Genomic DNA, 18,216 nt, shown 5'->3' with positions numbered 1-18,216 from the left:
GTGTCAGTCCTCATCAAGTACGGCGCTCAGGCGGACCCGGCGCTTCGGTGCCTCTTCCTTCGGGACCGTGCCCACGATGCCGGCGGTGTTGTCCGGCACCTCGAACACGATCAGGGGCTCGCCGACGTTGATCTTGTCGCCGGGCCCGCCGTGGATACGCACTACCTTACCTGCCTGCGGGCTGGGCAATTCGACGGCCGACTTGGTGGTCTCGACCTCCACGAGCGGCTGGTTCCGCTCCACCTGGTCGCCCGGCGCGACCAGCCATTCCAGCACGGTCGCCTCGATCAGGCCCTCGCCAAGGTCCGGCAGCGGGAAGGAAAGTTCAGCCACGTTTGTACTCCAATACTCGCTGGATGCCGAAGAGGATCCGGTCAATGTTCGGGATGTATTCATCTTCGAGGTCGCCGGAGGGGTACGGGACGTCGAAACCGGTCACACGCTCCACCGGGGCCTTGAGCGTGTCGAAGCAGCTCTGCGTGATCAGTTGCGCCACCTCCGCGCCCAGGCCGGAGGTCAGCGGCGCCTCATGGACGACGACGGCGCGGCGCGTCTTGCGCACCGAGGCGGCCAGCGCCGCGGTGTCGATCGGCTTGAGCCAGCGCAGGTCCAGGACCTCGATCTCGATCCCGTCCTCGGCGGCGAGCTCGGCCACCTGCAGGCAGCGGGACACCATGGCGCCCCAGGCCACAAGCGTGAGGTGCCGGCCCTCGCGCATCACCTTGGCGCCGTCGGGCGCACCGCCGTCACCATCGGGGGCGGCCAGGTCCACCTCGCCCTTTTGCCAGTAGCGGGACTTCGGTTCCATAAAGATCACCGGGTCCGGCCGCGTGGCGGCGTACTTGAGCAGGTGGTAGGCCTCGTGCGGGTTCGACGGCGAGACCACCTTGAGTCCTGGCACGTGGGCGAAGAGCGCCTCCAGGCTTTCGCCGTGGTGTTCGGGGGCGCGGATGCCGCCGAAGCTGGGCACGCGCAGGGTGATCGGCATCGGCAGGGTGCCGCGGCTGCGGTAGTTCATCCGGGCGATCTGGCAGACGATCTGGTTAATCGCCGGGTAGGCGAAACCATCGAACTGGACCTCGGGAATGGGGTGGAACCCGGCCATCGCCAGGCCCACGGACATGCCGAGGATGCCGGACTCCGCCAGCGGGGTGTCGAAGACCCGCTGCGCGCCGTGCTTGGCCTGCAGCCCGTCGGTGATCCGGAAGACACCGCCGAGCCGGCCGCAGTCTTCGCCGAAGATCACTGCCTTGGGGTTGTCCGCGAGCACCTCGTCGAGGGCGCGGTTGAGCGCCTGCTGCATGGACATCACGGTGCTGGCGGCGGGCGGTACTGCGGCAGTTGCGCCTTCGAGAATCGAGTTAGACATGTTCGGACTCCTCGCGCCAGTTGGCGGCCTGGGCCTGCAGGGCCGTGGTGGTTTCCTGGAAGACCAGGTCAAACATTTCGGTTCCGGGCCGCGGGCCGAGGGCCTGGATGCCGGCGCGGATCTGTTCCTCCTCGGCGCGGGCCGCGGCCAGCGCGTCGGCGAAGAATGCCTCGTCCGCGATCCCGTCCGCAAGCAGCCGCTGCTTGAGGCGCTCAACCGGATCCTCGCCGGCGCCGTCGCGCTCCTCGTCGAGGGAGCGGTAGCGCCCCGGGTCGTCGGAGGTCGAGTGCGGCCCGCGGCGGTAGGTCATGGCCTCGACCAGCACGGGGCCGTTGCCGCCTCGGGCGTGCGCGAAGGCGCGGCGCGTCGCCTCGACGACGGCGACGACGTCGTTGCCGTCGATCTGCAGTGCCGGCATGCCGTAGCCGGCGGCGCGGGCCGCGACCGAACCGCCGGCGACCTGGCGTTCGGTGGGCACGGAAATGGCCCAGCCGTTGTTCTGGACGAAGAAGACCACGGGGGCCTTCATCACGGCCGCGAAGTTCATCGCCTCGTGGACGTCGCCCTGTGAAGAGGCGCCGTCGCCGAAGTACGTCAGCGCGACACCGTCCGTCTTATCCAGCGTCTGGCCGTGGGCCCAACCGACGGCATGCAGCACGGACCCGGCCACGACGGCCTGGATCGGGGCGAGCCGGGACTCCGCCGGGTTGTAAAGGCCGCCGTGCCAGGTGGCCTTGTGGGTGGACATGTAGCCCACCATGTCCACGCCCATGGTCCGGGCGACGCCCATCTCGCGGTAGGTGGGAAAGACGAAGTCGCGGCTGGTGTCCACGGCGTAGCCGCTGCCCACCTGGGCCGCCTCCTGGCCGAATTCCGGGGCGTAGCCGGGGATGATGCCCTGCCGCTGCCACGCGATCGCGGAGGTATCGAGGTGCCGGACGGCGACCATCAGCGAGTACAGCTCGCGCAACTGGGCGTCGGTGAGCGGTCCGGCGTCGTCACCGGTCACCGCAAGGGGGAGTGTGTCCATGCCTGTGACCCTAGTCACGCGGCAGGCGCTGGGCAATCAGCTCAGGAAACGCTGACCAGTCTGCACAAAGCTACCGCTTTCATCGGGGCAGCACTTGGCAATTTGTACACCACGCCGCCACGCCCAACCGACTGGCAGTTGTTGTCGTTTTGCGGGCTCAAAACGGCAACAACTGCGAGCCAGTTGGGTCCGCGGTGCGCTGGCCGGGTCGGGCTGGGTTACCGGGTGCGGCGGCGGCTGAGCCGGGCGCCGATCCAGCAGGCCGCGGCGATGCCGGCGATCAGCGCCATCGTGCTGAAGAGCTGCCGGCTGCTGTCCGGACTGCTGAAGCCGACGGCAAAGATCAGGGCCAGGAGTACCAGGCCGAAAATGGTGATCCCCGGGAAGCCCTTCATCCGCAGTGGCAGCTCGGTGCCCGCACGGTCGGCGCGGCGCCGCAGGATCAGCTGCGATACCAGGGCCGAGCCCCAGACCACGAGGCAGGTGGAGCCCACCAGCTGGAACAATGCCGGCAGGATCTGTTCCGGGAAGAGCAGCTCGAGCACGGCCGCCAGGAAGCCGAAAGCCACCGAGATGCTGACCGCAATCACCGGAACCCGGGCCTTGTTGAGCCGCGAGAGGAGGCGCGGGGCTTCGCCGCGCTCGGAGAGCGAGTAGGCCATCCGGGACGCACCGTACAGGTTCGCGTTGAGGGCCGAGAGCAGGGCAACGACGGCGACCAGGGTGATTGCTGCGCCGGCGCCGGGGATGCGGGCCAGATCCAGGACGCCCGCGAACGGGGACTTGAGCGCTGCCGACGTCGACGGCAGCACGGCGGCGATGACGAAGACGGAGCCGATGTAGAAGACCAGGATGCGCCAGACCACGGTGCGGATGGCGTGGCCGACGCTGCGCTCGGGGTTCTCGGTCTCGGCCGCGGCGACGCTGACGATTTCGGTGCCGCCGAAGGCGAAGATCACCACAAAGAGTGCCGTGGCGATGCCGCCCAGGCCCGCCGGGGCAAAGTTGGACGTGATGTTGCTCAGCCCCGGGCTGGGGACCTCCGGCAGCCAGCCGAACAGCAGCGCGGCGCCGATGGCCAGGAACAGCAGGATGGCGGCCACCTTGAGGATCGCGAACCAGAATTCGAACTCGCCGAAGTTCTTCACCCCGGCGAGGTTGATGGCCGTAAAGACCGCCATGAAGATCAGTGCAAGCCCCCAGACCGGGACCGCCGGCCAGACCGTGAAGAGCAGCCCGGCCGCGCCAAGGGCCTCCGCGGCGATGACGACGACGAGCTGCAGCCACCAGAGCCAGCCAACCGTGGCCCCGGCGGTCTTCCCCATGGCCTTTGCGGCGTAGACGGAGAACGCGCCGCTGTTCGGGTTGGCGGCGGCCATCTCGCCGAGGGCCCACATGACGATGATGATCAGGGTGCCCGCGACCAGGTAGGAGATCAGGACGGCCGGGCCGGCGGCCTGGATACCGGCCCCGGATCCGAGGAACAGGCCGGCGCCGATGGCGCTGCCGAGTCCCATCATGGTGAGCTGGCGGGGCAGCATGCTGTGGCCAAGTTTCTGGGCCGGGCGCTCCGCGGTGGACTTCGTTGTCATGCTGGCGAACCTTCTTACGGTGGTGGAGGCGTCCTTTTGGGACCATACGAATTTACCGTCCCGGAAGGGCCCTCTGGTCCGCCCGGCGTGAGAGCATGGATGCAGTTTGTCGAAGGAACGGCCCCGATCCTGGCGATTTGTGCTGTGCGATCCCTCCGGAGGAGGAAACTGAAGTGAGCGTCGATCCGCTGGATGCAAAAATTGTCCGATTCTTCACGGACTCGCCGCGGGCCTCCGTGCTGGAGGCGTCCCGGGTGCTGAAGGTTGCCCGCGCCACCGTCCAGTCCCGGCTGGACCGGATGCAGGACAGCGGCGTCATCGGTTCCTGGGTGCCGCAGCCGGACCCTGCCCGCTTCGGCTATCCGGTGGTCGCCTTCTGCTCGTTGACCATTAACCAGGACCTGGGGCACGACGCCGTCGTGGAGGCCCTGGCGCGCATCCCCGAACTGATCGAGATCCACACCGTGTCCGGCGGCTCGGACCTGATGGCCCGGATCGCGGCCCGTTCCAACTCCGACCTGCAGCGGGTGCTGGACGCGATGATCGCCACCCGGACCGTGCTGCGCTCTTCCTCGGTGATCGTGCTCAACACCCACTTCGAGGGCCGGACCCTGCCGCTGCTGGAAGCCGCCGCGCACGGCCAGTAGGCCCGAACCAGCCCGCGCGGCCCGGCTGGGCGCAGCAACATTTTGCGCGGGACCGCCGCCGTCGTAGAATTAGTTCTAGTCAACTTGACTATAACTACTCCGGCGGTAGGGCCGGAACCGTCCGGGCGGTCCCCACAGGACCGGCCCGGGCCGAAGGCTAGCGGGGGTCGATCACCGTTTACACTTCTCCAGCCAACGTCTCGGAGCGCCAGCTGGCGCCGCCGTCGCTGGCCATTTCCACGGTGATCTTCGCCCTCCGGCCGAGTGAACGCTCCGGCCGGCCCACGCTTTGGATCCCGCTGGTGCGCCGGATCCGGGAGCCCTTCAAGGGCCTCTGGGCACTGCCGGGCGGCCCGCTGACGCACAACGAGTCACTGCAGGACGCCGCCTCCCGGAACCTGCGCGAGACCACCGGCCTGGCGCCGAGCTACCTCGAGCAGCTCTACGCCTTCGGCGGCCTGCACCGTTCGCCCACCCAGCGTGTGGTGTCGATCGTCTACTGGGCACTGGTCCAGCCCACCGAGGCCGCACTCGCGGACGAATCCGAAAACGTCCGCTGGTTCCGGGCCGACCGGCTGGGCGAGCTGGCGTTCGACCACAACACGATCATCGACTACGCGCTCTGGCGGCTGCGGAACAAGATGGCCTACGGCTCGATCGCCTACCACCTGCTCGGCGAGTACTTCACCCTTGCGCAGGTCCGGGAGGTCTACGAGGCAGTCCTGGACCGCGAGCTGGACCCGGCCAACTTCCGGCGCCAGATCAAGGCCGCTCCGGAAATCGAAGAAACCGACGAATACCTGCAGGGCGGCAAGCACCGCCCGCCCCGCCTCTACCGCTTTACCGGCCGCCCCGGCCTCGATCCAGACAACAGGAGCACACCATGAGCAGCGTCAACACGGCGATCCAGCTGATCACGCGCGAACAGGCCACCGGCGGCGCCACGGCCGGTGCAACGGCGGGGGCCACCTGCAGCCCGGCACTGGCGCGCGGCCCCTGGGACTTCGACCTCGCCGAGGCCCGCACCGGCATGCCGGCGTACGGCCCCGGCGCGTCCGCGGCCGACGTCGCCCCCCGGTCCACCCCGCGGCAGGGCCAGTTGCCGGAGGAGTACCGCCTGGCCGGCGACGCCGAACTGGACTCCCGGATCCGCGCCGCCAAGGCCGCGCTGGGGGACCGGGCGGTCATCCTGGGCCACTTCTACCAGCGTGACGAGGTGGTCGAATACGCCGACTTCGTAGGCGACTCCTTTCAGCTCGCCAACGCGGCGCTGACCCGGCCGGACGCCGAGACGATCATCTTCTGCGGCGTGCACTTCATGGCCGAAACGGCGGACATCCTGTCCGGGCCGCAGCAGGCCGTGATCCTGCCCAACCTCGCCGCGGGCTGTTCGATGGCGGACATGGCGGACATCGACTCGGTCACCGAGTGCTGGGAACAGCTGGAAGAGCTGTTCGGCACCGAACCCGACGCCGAGGGCCGGGTACCGGTCATCCCCGTCACCTACATGAATTCCTCCGCAGCGCTTAAGGGCTTCTGCGGTGAGCACGGCGGCATCGTCTGCACCTCCTCGAACGCCGCCACGGTGCTGGAATGGGCCTTCGAGCGCGGCCAGCGCGTGCTGTTCTTCCCGGACCAGCACCTGGGCCGAAACACCGCCAAAGCCATGGGGGTGCCGCTGGAACAAATGCCGATGTGGAATCCGCGCAAGGAACTCGGCGGCAACGACGAGCAGGCGCTGCAGGACTCCCGCGTGATCCTGTGGCACGGCTTCTGCTCGGTCCACAAGCGCTTCAACGTGGCCCAGATCGAGAAGGCCCGCGCAGACTTCCCGGGCGTTCAGGTCATCGTGCACCCGGAGTGCCCCATGGAGGTGGTCGACGCCGCGGACGCCGCCGGTTCCACCGACTTCATCCGCAAGGCCATTGCCGCCGCCACCGAGCCCACCGTCTTTGCGGTGGGCACCGAGATCAACCTGGTCAACCGGCTGGCCGCCGAACACCCACAGCACACCATCTTCTGCCTGGACCCGGTGATCTGCCCCTGCTCCACGATGTACCGCATCCACCCCGGCTATCTGGCCTGGGTGCTCGAATCCCTGGTCCGCGGCGAGGTGGTTAACCGCATCACGGTGCCGCACGAGGTCGCCGCCCCCGCCCGCGTGGCCCTGGAACGCATGCTGGCGGCCCGGCCGTGACCAGGCGTCTCGTCGTCGTCGGCAGCGGCATCGCCGGGCTATATGCGGCGCTGCTCGCCGCAGATGCAGGCTCGTCCGGTGCGCCGGCCGCCGAGGTGGTGCTCCTGACCAAGGGAGCGCTCGAGGAGAGCAACACCTTCTATGCCCAGGGCGGCGTCTCCGCTGTGCTGGCGCCGGGGGAGGCCGCTCCGGGAGATTCAGTGGCGGCGCACATCACCGATACCCTCGCCGCCGGGGCCGGACTGAATGATCCCGACGCCGTGCGGATCCTGTGCACGGAAGCCGTCCGGGACATAGCGGGGCTGCGCCGCTTCGGCGTGGACTTCGACGTCCGCGCCGACGGCGGCCCGTCCCTGGGACTCGAAGCCGCGCACTCGGCCGCCCGCATCCTGCACGCCGGCGGGGACGCGACCGGCGCCCGCATTGCCCGCGCCCTCGTGGCCGCGGTGCTCGACCGTGCCGTCCAGGGCCGGCTCCGGGTGGAGTCCGGCGCCTTCGTCACCGAACTGCTGGCCGGCGGCGGCGATCCGGCGACCGGCACCGCTCCGGGAGCCGTCACCGGTGTCGCCTATCTGGCCGGCGGGGAGCTGAAGCGGCTCGACGCCGACGCCGTGCTGCTCGCCACCGGTGGCGCAGGACGGCTGTTCACCCGCACCAGCAATCCAAGGGTAGCCACCGCCGACGGCCTCGCCCTCGCCTGGCGCGCGGGTGCCGCCGTCCGCGACCTGGAGTTCTTCCAGTTCCACCCGACCACGCTGGCCGCAGCCGAGGTGCCCGGCGGGCCGCCCGCGCTGCTGATCTCCGAAGCGGTGCGCGGCGAGGGCGCGCTCCTGCTCGACGCCGCCGGCTACCGCTTTATGCCCGACTTCCACCCGGACGCCGAGCTGGCCCCGCGTGACGTCGTCTCCCGCAGCATCGCACTGCACCTGGCGGCCACCGGGCTGCCGGCGGACAGCCCGGTGTACCTGGATGCCCGGGGCATTGAAGCCAGCCGCGGCCGCGGTTTCCTCGCCCGGCGGTTCCCCACTATCACCGCGGCCACCCGCGCCGCCGGTTACGACTGGACCGCCGAACCGCTGCCCGTGTCCCCGGCCGCGCATTACTGGATGGGCGGGGTCGCGACGGACCTGTGCGGGCGCACCTCGGTGCCGGGGCTCTACGCCGCCGGCGAGACCGCGTGCACCGGCGCGCAGGGCGCCAACCGATTGGCCAGCAACTCGCTCTTGGAGGGGCTGGTGTTCGGACGACGGGCGGTTGAGGACTTCCTGGATGCCCGGCAGTCGCACGACGGCACTGCTCCGCGTGCTAGCTCGGCCGCGGGCGGCCTCCCTTTGACGCACGCTTCCGCAGTACCCTCGCGCGACACGGCTGGGGACGTAACACCACCGGCCACCTTGCCCGATGGGCTAGTGGATTCCGGGCCTGGTCCGGGGCCGTTTTCGCGGGAGGCCCTGGGGCGGTTGATGACTCGGGCTGCCGGGGTGCTTCGCTCGGGGGCAGACCTTGACGCTGCAACTGCCCAGCTGGCTGCGTGGGCCGGCGCTGTCCGGCCCGAGAGTGTGCCGGACGCCAGCCCGGATCAGTCCGAGCACGAGGACCGGAACCTGTTGCTGGCCGCCCGCCTGCTGGTGCAGGCCGCGCGGGCCAGGACGGGATCGGTGGGCGCCCACTTCCGTGCCGATGCGGCCGATGCGGCCGATGCTGCCGCTGACGCTGTCGCCCCCGCACTGCCTGCGGTGCTCGCGGCCCCGCCCCGGTCCGCCCTGCCGGCCGCACCGCACGGCCACCGGTACGCCGCCGTATCCCGCCCGAAACAAAGGATCCCGTCATGACAGCACGCGCCGCCGCCCGCCCCGCCACCGTCCCGGTGGCCGCCCTCGCCGGCACCCTTCCGGGGTCCGCCGTCGACGCCGTGCTGCGCGCCGCCCTGGCGGAGGACGCACCTTACGGCGACATTACCTCGCAGGCCCTGATCCCGGCCGGGGCCCGCGCCACGGCGGTGCTGGCCGCCCGGGTGCCCGGCGTGTTCAGCGGCGGGGAGTTGTTCGCCGCGGCCATGAAGCTGGCGGACCCGGCCGCCGTCGTTGAACTGCTCGTGGCCGACGGCGAGGCCTTCGACGCCGGCACCGTCCTGGCCCGGGTCACCGGCAACGCCCGGGCCGTACTGCTGGCGGAACGGGTGGCCCTGAACCTCGTGCAGCGGATGAGCGCGATCGCCACCCGGACCGCGGAATTCGTGGCGCTGGTGGCCGGCACGCGGGCGCGGATCACCGACACCCGGAAGACCACGCCCGGCCTGCGGGTGCTGGAGCGCTACGCGGTGCGCTGCGGCGGAGGAACAAACCACCGTTTCAGCCTCTCCGACGCGGTCCTGGCCAAGGACAACCACCTGGCCGTCCTGACCGGGGGAGACCCGGCGAAGCTCACCGCCGTGCTGCGCGACGCCCGGGCACGGCTGGGGCACACCACGCATTTCGAGGTGGAGGTGGACAGGATGGAGCAGATTGAGCCCGTGCTGGCCGCGGGCGTGGACACCATCATGCTGGACAACTTCTCGCTGATCGAACTCGCCGACGGCGTCGACCTCATCGCCGGACGGGCCCGCGTCGAGGCCAGTGGCAACGTCAGCCTCGCCACCGTGGCCGGCATTGCCGCCACCGGCGTGGATGTCATCTCGATCGGGGCCCTCACCCACAGCGTCACCGCCCTGGACCTCGGCCTCGACGTCGAGCTCGACGTCGAACTGGAACGGGCCGGCTGAGGCACGCCGTGATCTTCCTGGACGCTGCCGCCACCACGCCGGTCCGCCGCGAGGTGCTTGAGGCCATGTGGCCGTACCTCAGCGGGGACTTTGGCAACCCCTCGAGCCACCACTCGCTCGGCGACGCCGCTGCCGCCGCGCTCGCGGGCGCCAGGGAGACCACCGCGCAAGCCCTGGGCTGCCGGCCGGGCGAGGTTGTGTTCACCTCCGGCGGCACGGAAGCGGACAACCTCGCCGTCAAGGGCATCGCCCTGGCCCGGCGCGCCGCTGACCCGCGCCTGGACCGGGTGGCGATCAGCGCCGTCGAACACCCGGCGGTGGAGGAATCGGCCCGGTACCTCGAACGCGTCCATGGCTTCGCCGTCGACGTGATTGACGTGGACCGCTACGGGCGGGTGACCGAGGAGGCGCTCGCGGCCGTGCTCCGGCCCGAAACCGCGCTAGCCAGCGTGATGTATGCCAACAACGAGGTCGGGACCATCCAGCCGGTGGCCCGGCTGTCGGCCATGGCCCGCACGCGCGGCGTCCCGCTGCACAGCGATGCCGTGCAGGCCGCGGGCTGGCTGCCGCTCGACACGCGTGGCCTGGGCGTGGATGCCTTAAGCATTTCCGGCCACAAGCTGGGCGCCCCGAAAGGTTGCGGGGCGTTGTTCGTGCGCAGCCGGACCAGGCTGGAACCGTTGCTCCACGGCGGCGGGCAGGAACGCGGGCGCCGTTCGGGCACCGAGAACGTGGCCGGGGCCGTGGCGCTCGCGACCGCGCTGGGCTTCGCCGGGCCATTGCAGCCGGAATCCGCCGCGCGGGTGGCCACACTGCGGGATGACTTCATCGGCGCGGTCCTGGCCGCGGTGCCCGGCGCTGTGCTCACCGGCCATCCGGTCGAGCGGCTGCCCTCGGTGGCGTCGTTCTGCTTCCCGGGAACCAGCGGAGAGTCCGTGCTGCTGGAGCTTGAGCGGCTGGGCGTCATCTGCTCCAGCGGCTCGGCGTGTGCCGCGGGCTCGGACGAGCCGTCGCCCGTGCTGCTGGCGATGGGGATCAGCGCCGAAGTGGCCCAGACGGCCGTGCGCTTCAGCTTCGATTCCGCCATCACGGCCGACGAGCTGCAGGAAGCGGCGGCCGCGGTGCGCGCCGCCGTCGGCAGCATCCGCGCCCTCGGGTAGGCGGCAGCCCGCTGAGGGCTAGCGGTGCCGGGCGCGGCGGAAGATCCAGTGCCGGAGCATGGTGAACCTGACGGCGGTGGCCAGGAAGCCGGACAGCGTGGTGGTCCAGAGTTCGTCGGCCACGGTCGCGTCCGGGTTGATCCAGTGCAGGATGCCGAGGCTGCCGCCGGTGATCAGCAGCGCGACGAGGATGACGATCAGGCCGTTGAGATGGTCGCGCTTCATCCGGTGTCGCTCGGTGATCTTGAACGTCAACCGACGGTTCAGCGCGGTGTTCATGAACGAGGTGATGATCAGCGCGGCCGCGTTCGCCGGCTGCGGTCCGATCCACGGCCGCAGGAAGGCGTACAGCGCCAGCGAGGTCAGGGTGCAGACCACCCCGACGCCGGTGAAGCGCAGGAGTTGCCGGGCCACCGGATACCGGAGCACGCCCCGGTAGCGGCGCGCCCGTGCGGTGGAGGAGATGGCCGAGGAGACGGCTGCCGTGGTGTCCGGCGGGAAGGGCCGGGCAGGCTGCGCCTGTTGTAGCTGCGAATCCATCCGGCTAGTACAGCTCGCCGACCGGGATGTCCACGGCCAGCCGGTTCGAGGGCCCGGCCAAGGGGCAGGCCCACGCTTCGTTGTACGCGCAGGAGGGGTTGTAGGCGAAGTTGAAGTCCAGCACGAACTCGGCGTCGGGACCGGAACCGGTGACGCCGTGGAAGGCGCCCTTGATGGTGTCCAGCAGGTAGCGGCCGGCGCCGTAGCTGCCTCCGGGCTGGCCCGCGGTGGCGTCCCGGAACGGCACGAAGATGCCTCCGCCGTAGCCGTTGAGCTTCCAGACCGCCAGCTGGCCCATCTCCGGCAGGTCGAAGGTGCCCAGCCGGACGAAGCGGACGACGCCGTCGGTTCCGGTTTCGACGTTCATCTCCCGTCCGGCGCCCTCCTTCGTGATCGGCACGTGGAAGCGGTAGATCGGGTCGTAGTCCGCGGTCTTAAGGCCGCCGAAACGTGCCTTGGCCTCGTCTGTCAGGGGAGAGGCGGGGTGCGTGCCGAACATCCGGTCCCGTTCCTGCCGCCAGTAGGAGTGTGCTTCGGCCGGGCTGTCCGCGGCGATCTTCCGCACAGTGGCGTAGAGCGCAAAGGTCCGGACCCGCCAGTCTGCGATGTCGACGGCGGACATCCGCGCCACGCCGTCCGGCCCGCCAGATTCCGCTGCATCAAAGTGCTGTTCCGCCATCCCACCAGCCTAGCCTTGTTTCGCAGCAGGACATGCGGCGGGCCATGCGGACGGAGTGCCGCCGGCGGGCCGTAGACTTCGCGCATGCACACCACCGCCCCCGCCGGGTCCGCCGGCCGCGCCGCCGCCTCGCTGGCCGAACTCATCCGGTTCCGTACCGTTTCCTCCCGGGTTCCGGCCGAGGTGGACGCCGACGAGTTCGAGGCCTTCCTGGCGGCCCTGCCTCGGCTTTACCCGTCGGTGCACGCCGCCCTCGAGGTGGAACGGGTCAACGGGGCGGCCCTGCTGTTCCGCTGGCCCGGCACCTCGGGGAAACCCGGAAGCCGCCCCGTGGTGTTGATGGCCCACTACGACGTCGTACCGGCGGGGGATGAACAGGCGTGGACCCATCCGCCGTTCTCCGGCCACAGCGACGGAACCTACCTCTGGGGCCGCGGCACGCTGGACGACAAGGGCCAGCTGGTAGCCGTCCTGGAGGCCGCGGAAGCGCTGCTGGAGGAGGGCTTCGCCCCGGCGCACGACGTCTACTTTTCCTTCGGCAACAACGAGGAGACCGCCGGCGACAGCGCCGCAGCGGCCGTGGAACTCCTGGCCGGCCGGGGAGTGCGGCCCTGGCTCGTGCTGGACGAGGGCGGTGCCGTGGCCGGCGGGGCGTTCCCCGGCGTGAGCCGGCCGGCCGCCGTCGTCGGCGTGGCCGAAAAGGGGATCCTGGACGTGGAGCTGCTGACCCGGGACCCCGGCGGACACGCCTCGACGCCGCCCCGGATGGGAGCGACGGCGCGGCTGGCGCGGGCGATCACCCGGATCGAGCAACATCCCTTCCCGCAGCGCCTCCCGGAAGTGACCGCGGAGATGCTCCGGCGCTTCGGACCGCACGCGCCGGTCCCGCTGCGTGTGGCCTTCGCGAACCTGTCGCTGCTCAGGGTCCCGATGACGTGGCTCTTCGGCCGGCTGGGGAACGAAACCAACGCGATGACCCGCACTACCGTGGCCATCACCACCCTGGAGGGCAGCGCGGGCGCCAACGTGCTCGCCGCCACGGCCAAGGCGAACGCCAACATCCGGGTGGCCGTCGGGGACACCGTGGCCGGAACCGTGGAGCGGCTGCGGAAGGTCATCCGGGATCCGAAGGTGGAACTGCGGGTGGTGGAGGGCAACGAGCCCACGCCGGTATCCGCCTCCGACGGTCCGCAGTGGCGGTTGCTGGAGGACTGCATCTCCGCGACCTTCCCGGAGGCGATCATCACGCCGTACATCATGATGGGCGGGACGGATTCGCGCCGCTTCACCGGGATCTGCGACTCCGTGTACCGGTTCGCGCCCTTCGCCATGGACGCGGCCGACCGCGGGTCCATCCACGCCGTCGACGAAAAGATCTCACTCGAGACCCTGGGCCGCGGCGTCCGCTTCTACGAAACGCTGCTCCGGAAGCTCTGAACCGGCGGGGCCCCGGCTACGCTGGCAGCATGACTGGCACCGTTCTATCCCGCGGACTCCGGACGGCCGCTGCGCTGGCGCTCACCGCCGTCGCGCTCGCCGGCTGCAGCAGCGAAGGCAAGGGCGCGCCGGCCTGGACGGCGGGCAGCCCGGGCGGAAGCACGACGGCGGTTTCCTCCGCCGGTGGGGCGTCGACGGCGGCCTCGTCAGGCGGCTCGGCTTCGGGCACGGCCTCCGCCGGCGCCTCGGCGTCCGCAGTCCCCTCCGCGACGGCGGGTGCGACGGCTGCGGCCTGGAAGACGTTCTATGATCCCGGCAAGACCGTGAGCTTCGAACTGCCGCAGGAATGGATTGCGCAGTCGGCCACTCCGGCGCAGGGCACCCTTCCGGGGGCGCTCAGGATCGAGGTCAAGGATGCGGAAGGCCGCTACTTGGCCACCCTGCAGACCGGGCTCCGGCCGCAGGCTGCCGCCTCCTGCAAGGCCTCGGCCGCGAAACCGTATGTGGTGGTCAGCAGCGTTCCGGTGGACCTGCCGCACCTCGGCGGGGAGGGGACCATCGACCCGCACGTCGTGTTCCGCGTCATCCAGGGCTACAAGTACTTCGGCTCCTACGGCATCACCAACGTGGTCGGCGGGGCGGCAGGGAAATCCTGCACCCTGCGGAACATCGTCCACGGACCCGAGGGCAAGGGCGACTACTCCTTCGGCGATCTGGGCGAGCTCAAGGCGTTCGCTCCGGACCAGAAAGTCGCCCCGGCCAAGTCCTTTGACACGCTGGGCCAGGCGGACAAATACGTCAACGAGGGCTCGGAATTCGCCAATGTCCAGCGGATGCTAATGTCGCTGAAGATCAAAAACTAGTCCTGCCCCCGCGCCCTCCACGACGGCCCGGGGCGACCGCCCTCCCGCTGACAATCCAGCGGCTTTGTTCGCACCCTCCGGAGATTCATGGAACGCATCGTATCCGCACGCCTGGCCTTCAAGACCGTGGCCGATACCAAGGTCGCGATGGCGGTGGCTGTTGCGCGCAACCCCGGCTACAGCGGAGTGGAGGAGTCGTTGTCCGTGACGGCCGGCGGCGAGGACGTGCCCCTGACCGAGCTCTCGGACCACCACGGCGGGCGCTTCCACTACATGGAGTTCGCCGAGCCGACCGAGGTGCTGGTGGAGTACGGGGCCACCGTCACCGGTTTCGCCGCCCCGGAGGAACCCGGGCTGATGGAGCTCATCCGTTACGTCCGGCCCAGCCGCTACGCCGAGTCGGACCGGCTGCTCCCGACGGCGTACGCCGAGTTCGGCGGGCTGGACGGCGGGGAACTGCTGCACGCTGTGCGGAACTGGGTCTTCAGCGAGCTGCGGTACGTGAGCGGCTCATCGCGCGGCACCGACGGCGCCGTCGAAACGCTGCTGCACCGGCGCGGCGTCTGCCGGGACTTTGCCCACCTGGCCATCTCGCTGCTGCGGTCCAAGAATGTCCCGGCGCGGCTGGCCGCCGTCTACGCACCAGGGTTGAGCCCGATGGACTTCCACGCCGTGGCCGAAGCCCATGTGGAAGGGGCCTGGCACGTGATCGATCCGACCGGCCTGGCGCCCCGGGAGAGCATGCTCCGTATTACCGCCGGCCGGGACTCCTCGGACACCGCATTCCTGTCCACCGTGGGCGGCAGTCTGGCACTCCAGGAATTGAAGGTCACAGCCACGGTGACCGGCGACCTGCCCCTCGAAGACCCGGCGGCGCTGGTTGCTATCCGCTAGCGGCGGGCCGGCGCTGCCTCATTCACAGCTTGACCATCCCGTAGGAGAACAGCAGATGCAGACCCATGAACGGCCCGATCCCTGGCAGGACGGCCTCGGCCGCGTGAGTACCAGGGCAGGCCAAATGCTGTTGCTGCTGACTCTTGCCGCGGTGCTCGTCTACGCCCTCGTCCAGGTGCGGCTGGTGGTCATTCCGCTGTTGCTGGCGCTGATCCTTGCCGCTGCCATCGCGCCCCTGGTGAATTGGCTGCGCCGGAAGGGATGGCCCAGCGCCGCGGCGACCGGCTTCTCCTTCCTGCTTGGGCTGCTGGCGCTCGGCGGACTGGTGACGGCCGTTGTGCTCGCCGTCGTAAGCCAGGCTGATGAGCTTGGCCGCAGCGCAAGCCAGGGGTTCGACCAGGTTTACGGCCTGGTCCGGAACGGGCCCATCCCGGTCGATGACCAGCAGATCCAGCAGGCCAGGAACGCGGTCCTGGACTTCGTGACCAGCAGCTCTGCCGGCGCGGGCGTCGTCACGGGCCTCAGCGCGGCCGGAACGTTCACTGCCAGCGCGCTGCTGATGGCTGTCATCCTGTTCTTCTTCCTCAAGGACGGCGAACGCATCTGGGCCTTCATCCTGCGGGCTTTCAAGGGTAAACGTCTGGTCAAGGCCCGGCGTGTGGGCCAGGACAGCCTCGCGGTGCTGGGCGGTTACGTGCGCGGAACGGCGATTGTGGCTCTCGTGGACGCGTTCTTCATCGGACTGGCCCTGGTCGTCCTTGGTGTTCCGCTGGCTCTGCCGCTGGCTGCCATTGTCTTCATCGGCGCCTTCATCCCGCTGGTGGGGGCGACCCTCGCGGGCGTACTGGCCGCGCTGATTGCGCTGGTGGCCAACGGGCCGGTCACCGCTCTGCTGGTCGTCGCCGTCGTCATTCTCGTCAACCAGCTGGAGGGCAACTTCCTGCAGCCCGTGGTCATGGGCCGCACCCTCAGCGTGCACGCCCTCGTCATCCTCCTGGCCCTGACCGCCGGCACCATCCTGGCCGGCATTATCGGGGCGGTCCTTTCCGTTCCCCTGGCAGCCGTCGGCTGGGCCGCCATTAAGGCCTGGAACGAAAAACCGGACGATCAGATCACCGCTGACGACATTTCCGGCGCCGAACGTGACACGCGGCGGGACGCACAGGGCCATCTGTCCGGCGCTCCGTCAGCGAAGGGCCAGCCGGCAGCAGAGCCCTCGGACTCCGAGGCGTCCGCAGGGCCGGTGGCCTGACTCCAGGCCGGCGGATCCCGGCGGATCCCGCCGGGCCCGGGTCCTAGCCCGGAGTCCGGCGGAACCGGAACTCAGCGCGATGCCACTGAGGCCCGCAGCTTGTCCGTCAGGCGCAGCAGCTCGCGCTGTTCCTCGGCGGTCAGTGCCGGACCCACCAGGGCGGCGATGTCCCGGACATGCTCCCGCCCGATGGTCTTCTGCAGTTCCCGCCCGGCCTCGGTGAGCCGGACGAGCACGCCGCGGCCGTCGTCGGGCGCGGGCCGCCGCTCCACGAGGCCCCGCTTTTCCAGCCGCTCCACCAAACGGCTCAGGCTCGATTGGCTCAGCAGCACGTGGTCGTTGAGCTCGTTCTGGCGGAGCCAGCCGGAGGGGCAGCGGGAGAGGGTGAACAGCACGTCGTACTCGTTCAGGGCCAGGGACTTGAACGCCGGTCCGGCCTGCAGCCGGCGCATCACGGCCACCTGGGCCCGGAACAGCGACTCCCAGGTCTGCGCCGCGAGCCGCACCGGCGACGCCGGGCCGGTGCCAGGTTCCGCCGGTGCCCCCGCCCGGCCGGCCTCCGCCGGCGCTGCCTCGGCGGACATTAGGCGTCCTGCGGGGCGGTTTCGCGGGCCGCCAGCGAGGCAGCCACGCGGCCGGCGTGGGTCGGCGGTTCCGGAACGTGGGCCGGGGTCTTCTCGGCGTATTCCTTGCGGAGCACCGGCAGCACTTCCTCGCCGAACAGATCCAGCTGCTCCAGCACAGTCTTCAGCGGCAGGCCGGCGTGGTCGATCAGGAACAGCTGGCGCTGGTAGTCGCCGAAGTACTCGCGGAAAGTCAGGGTCTTCTCAATGACCTCCTGCGGGCTGCCCACCGTCAGCGGGGTCTGCGAGGTGAAGTCCTCCAGCGAGGGGCCGTGGCCGTACACCGGGGCATTGTCGAAGTAGGGGCGGAACTCCGAGACCGCGTCCTGCGAGTTCTTTCGCATGAAGAACTGGCCGCCGAGGCCCACGATCGCCTGGTCTGCCTTGCCGTGGCCGTAGTGCTCGTAGCGTTCCCGGTAGAGGCCGATCAGCTGCTGGTAGTGCTCCTTGGGCCAGAAGATGTTGTTGGCGAAGAAGCCGTCGCCATAGTACGCGGCCACTTCGGCGATCTGCGGGGTGCGGATAGAGCCGTGCCAGACGAAGGGGGCGACGCCGTCGAGCGGGCGCGGTGTGGAGGTGAAGTTCTGCAGCGGGGTGCGGTGCTTCCCGGACCAGTTGACCGTATCCTCGTCCCAGAGCCGGCGGAGCAGGGAGTAGTTCTCGATCGAGAGTTCGATCCCGTCCTGGATGTTCTTGCCGAACCAGGGGTAGACCGGGGCGGTGTTGCCGCGGCCCAGGACCAGGTCCACCCGGCCGTCGGCGAGGTGCTGGAGCATCGCGAAGTCCTCGGCGATCTTCACCGGGTCATTGGTGGTGATCAGCGTGGTGGCGGTGGAGAGGATGATCCGCTCCGTCTGCGCAGCGATGTAAGCCAGTGTGGTGGTGGGGGAGGAGGAGAAGAACGGGCGGTTGTGGTGCTCGCCGATGGCGTAGACATCCATGCCGATTTCTTCGACCTTCTTGGCGATGGCAATCGAGGCCTTGATGCGTTCGTGTTCCGTGGGGGTGCGGCCCGTGGTGGGGTCGGTAGTGATGTCGCTGACGCTGAAGACGCCGATTTGCATGGTGTTCCTTTCCTGGGCCGGAGACTTCCGGGTGCTGCTCCTACTATACCCAATTTACATGCATTTGCATGTATCACTATTGATAACGTCCGCCACGCCGGGATATTC

Annotated in this window: 18 protein-coding genes; 10 read left to right on the top strand and 8 right to left on the bottom strand. The window is 69.8% G+C overall.

Annotation, left to right across the window (positions count from 1 at the left end):
- Positions 1–3: 3 nt before the first annotated feature.
- The 4 genes from ACUYM2_RS11640 to ACUYM2_RS11625 form a co-directional block, all read right to left on the bottom strand.
- Positions 4–333 carry a biotin/lipoyl-containing protein gene (locus ACUYM2_RS11640; RefSeq protein ID WP_481600197.1) on the bottom strand — a complete coding sequence of 110 codons (330 nt, stop codon included), beginning with the start codon at positions 331–333 and terminating at the stop codon, positions 4–6.
- Positions 326–1,369 carry an alpha-ketoacid dehydrogenase subunit beta gene (locus tag ACUYM2_RS11635; protein WP_481600196.1) on the bottom strand — a complete coding sequence of 348 codons (1,044 nt, stop codon included), beginning with the start codon at positions 1,367–1,369 and terminating at the stop codon, positions 326–328. The genes ACUYM2_RS11640 and ACUYM2_RS11635 overlap by 8 nt, the downstream gene beginning before the upstream one ends.
- Positions 1,362–2,399, bottom strand: coding sequence for a thiamine pyrophosphate-dependent enzyme (locus ACUYM2_RS11630; RefSeq protein ID WP_481600195.1), 1,038 nt, complete (start codon positions 2,397–2,399; stop codon positions 1,362–1,364). Before ACUYM2_RS11630 ends, ACUYM2_RS11635 begins: the two co-directional genes overlap by 8 nt.
- 218 nt (positions 2,400–2,617) lie before the next feature.
- Positions 2,618–3,991 (bottom strand): amino acid permease, encoded by a 1,374-nt coding sequence (locus ACUYM2_RS11625; protein ID WP_481600194.1) that lies wholly within the window; start codon positions 3,989–3,991, stop codon positions 2,618–2,620.
- A 173-nt stretch (positions 3,992–4,164) separates the two neighbouring features.
- Here ACUYM2_RS11625 and ACUYM2_RS11620 point away from each other — a divergent pair, with 173 nt between their 5' ends.
- From ACUYM2_RS11620 to ACUYM2_RS11595, 6 genes are all read left to right on the top strand, one after another.
- Positions 4,165–4,638: an Lrp/AsnC family transcriptional regulator gene (locus tag ACUYM2_RS11620; protein WP_481600193.1), complete on the top strand. Its 474-nt coding sequence runs from the start codon at positions 4,165–4,167 to the stop codon at positions 4,636–4,638.
- 170 nt (positions 4,639–4,808) lie between these two features.
- Positions 4,809–5,525: an NUDIX hydrolase gene (locus tag ACUYM2_RS11615; protein WP_481601478.1), complete on the top strand. Its 717-nt coding sequence runs from the start codon at positions 4,809–4,811 to the stop codon at positions 5,523–5,525.
- Positions 5,522–6,835 (top strand): quinolinate synthase NadA, encoded by a 1,314-nt coding sequence (gene nadA, locus ACUYM2_RS11610; RefSeq protein WP_481600192.1) that lies wholly within the window; start codon positions 5,522–5,524, stop codon positions 6,833–6,835. Before ACUYM2_RS11615 ends, nadA begins: the two co-directional genes overlap by 4 nt.
- Positions 6,832–8,667: an L-aspartate oxidase gene (locus ACUYM2_RS11605; protein WP_481600191.1), complete on the top strand. Its 1,836-nt coding sequence runs from the start codon at positions 6,832–6,834 to the stop codon at positions 8,665–8,667. The genes nadA and ACUYM2_RS11605 overlap by 4 nt, the downstream gene beginning before the upstream one ends.
- Positions 8,664–9,596: a carboxylating nicotinate-nucleotide diphosphorylase gene (nadC, locus tag ACUYM2_RS11600; protein ID WP_481600190.1), complete on the top strand. Its 933-nt coding sequence runs from the start codon at positions 8,664–8,666 to the stop codon at positions 9,594–9,596. Before ACUYM2_RS11605 ends, nadC begins: the two co-directional genes overlap by 4 nt.
- Before the next feature lie 8 nt (positions 9,597–9,604).
- Positions 9,605–10,756, top strand: a complete 1,152-nt coding sequence (locus ACUYM2_RS11595; RefSeq protein ID WP_481600189.1) for a cysteine desulfurase family protein — start codon at positions 9,605–9,607, stop codon at positions 10,754–10,756.
- 18 nt (positions 10,757–10,774) lie between these two features.
- Here ACUYM2_RS11595 and ACUYM2_RS11590 read toward each other — a convergent pair whose 3' ends face one another.
- Positions 10,775–11,296, bottom strand: coding sequence for a GtrA family protein (locus ACUYM2_RS11590; RefSeq protein ID WP_481600188.1), 522 nt, complete (start codon positions 11,294–11,296; stop codon positions 10,775–10,777).
- 4 nt (positions 11,297–11,300) lie between these two features.
- A complete protein-coding gene (locus ACUYM2_RS11585; protein WP_481600187.1) occupies positions 11,301–11,975 on the bottom strand; it encodes a DUF1684 domain-containing protein in 675 nt (224 codons plus the stop codon).
- An 84-nt stretch (positions 11,976–12,059) separates the two neighbouring features.
- Between ACUYM2_RS11585 and ACUYM2_RS11580 the strand changes: the two genes are divergently transcribed.
- The 4 genes from ACUYM2_RS11580 (at position 12,060) to ACUYM2_RS11565 (ending at position 16,421) form a co-directional block, all read left to right on the top strand.
- Positions 12,060–13,412: a M20/M25/M40 family metallo-hydrolase gene (locus ACUYM2_RS11580; RefSeq protein ID WP_481600186.1), complete on the top strand. Its 1,353-nt coding sequence runs from the start codon at positions 12,060–12,062 to the stop codon at positions 13,410–13,412.
- Between the two features lie 29 nt (positions 13,413–13,441).
- Positions 13,442–14,275, top strand: a complete 834-nt coding sequence (locus ACUYM2_RS11575) for a hypothetical protein (protein ID WP_481600185.1) — start codon at positions 13,442–13,444, stop codon at positions 14,273–14,275.
- 87 nt (positions 14,276–14,362) lie between these two features.
- On the top strand, positions 14,363–15,169 hold the full coding sequence (locus tag ACUYM2_RS11570) for a transglutaminase-like domain-containing protein (RefSeq protein WP_481600184.1): 807 nt from the start codon (positions 14,363–14,365) through the stop codon (positions 15,167–15,169).
- 55 nt (positions 15,170–15,224) lie between these two features.
- A complete protein-coding gene (locus ACUYM2_RS11565; protein ID WP_481600183.1) occupies positions 15,225–16,421 on the top strand; it encodes an AI-2E family transporter in 1,197 nt (398 codons plus the stop codon).
- A gap of 71 nt (positions 16,422–16,492) precedes the next feature.
- On the opposite strand, the gene ACUYM2_RS11560 is transcribed toward ACUYM2_RS11565, so the two are convergent.
- Together ACUYM2_RS11560 and ACUYM2_RS11555 are read right to left on the bottom strand one after the other, a co-directional pair.
- Positions 16,493–17,005: a MarR family winged helix-turn-helix transcriptional regulator gene (locus ACUYM2_RS11560; protein WP_481600182.1), complete on the bottom strand. Its 513-nt coding sequence runs from the start codon at positions 17,003–17,005 to the stop codon at positions 16,493–16,495.
- Positions 17,005–18,108 carry an LLM class flavin-dependent oxidoreductase gene (locus ACUYM2_RS11555; protein ID WP_481600181.1) on the bottom strand — a complete coding sequence of 368 codons (1,104 nt, stop codon included), beginning with the start codon at positions 18,106–18,108 and terminating at the stop codon, positions 17,005–17,007. The genes ACUYM2_RS11560 and ACUYM2_RS11555 overlap by 1 nt, the downstream gene beginning before the upstream one ends.
- Positions 18,109–18,216: the final 108 nt, after the last annotated feature.

The organism is Arthrobacter sp. SD1074B (assembly GCF_056780195.1).
This window is presented reverse-complemented; position numbering and strand designations above follow the sequence as displayed.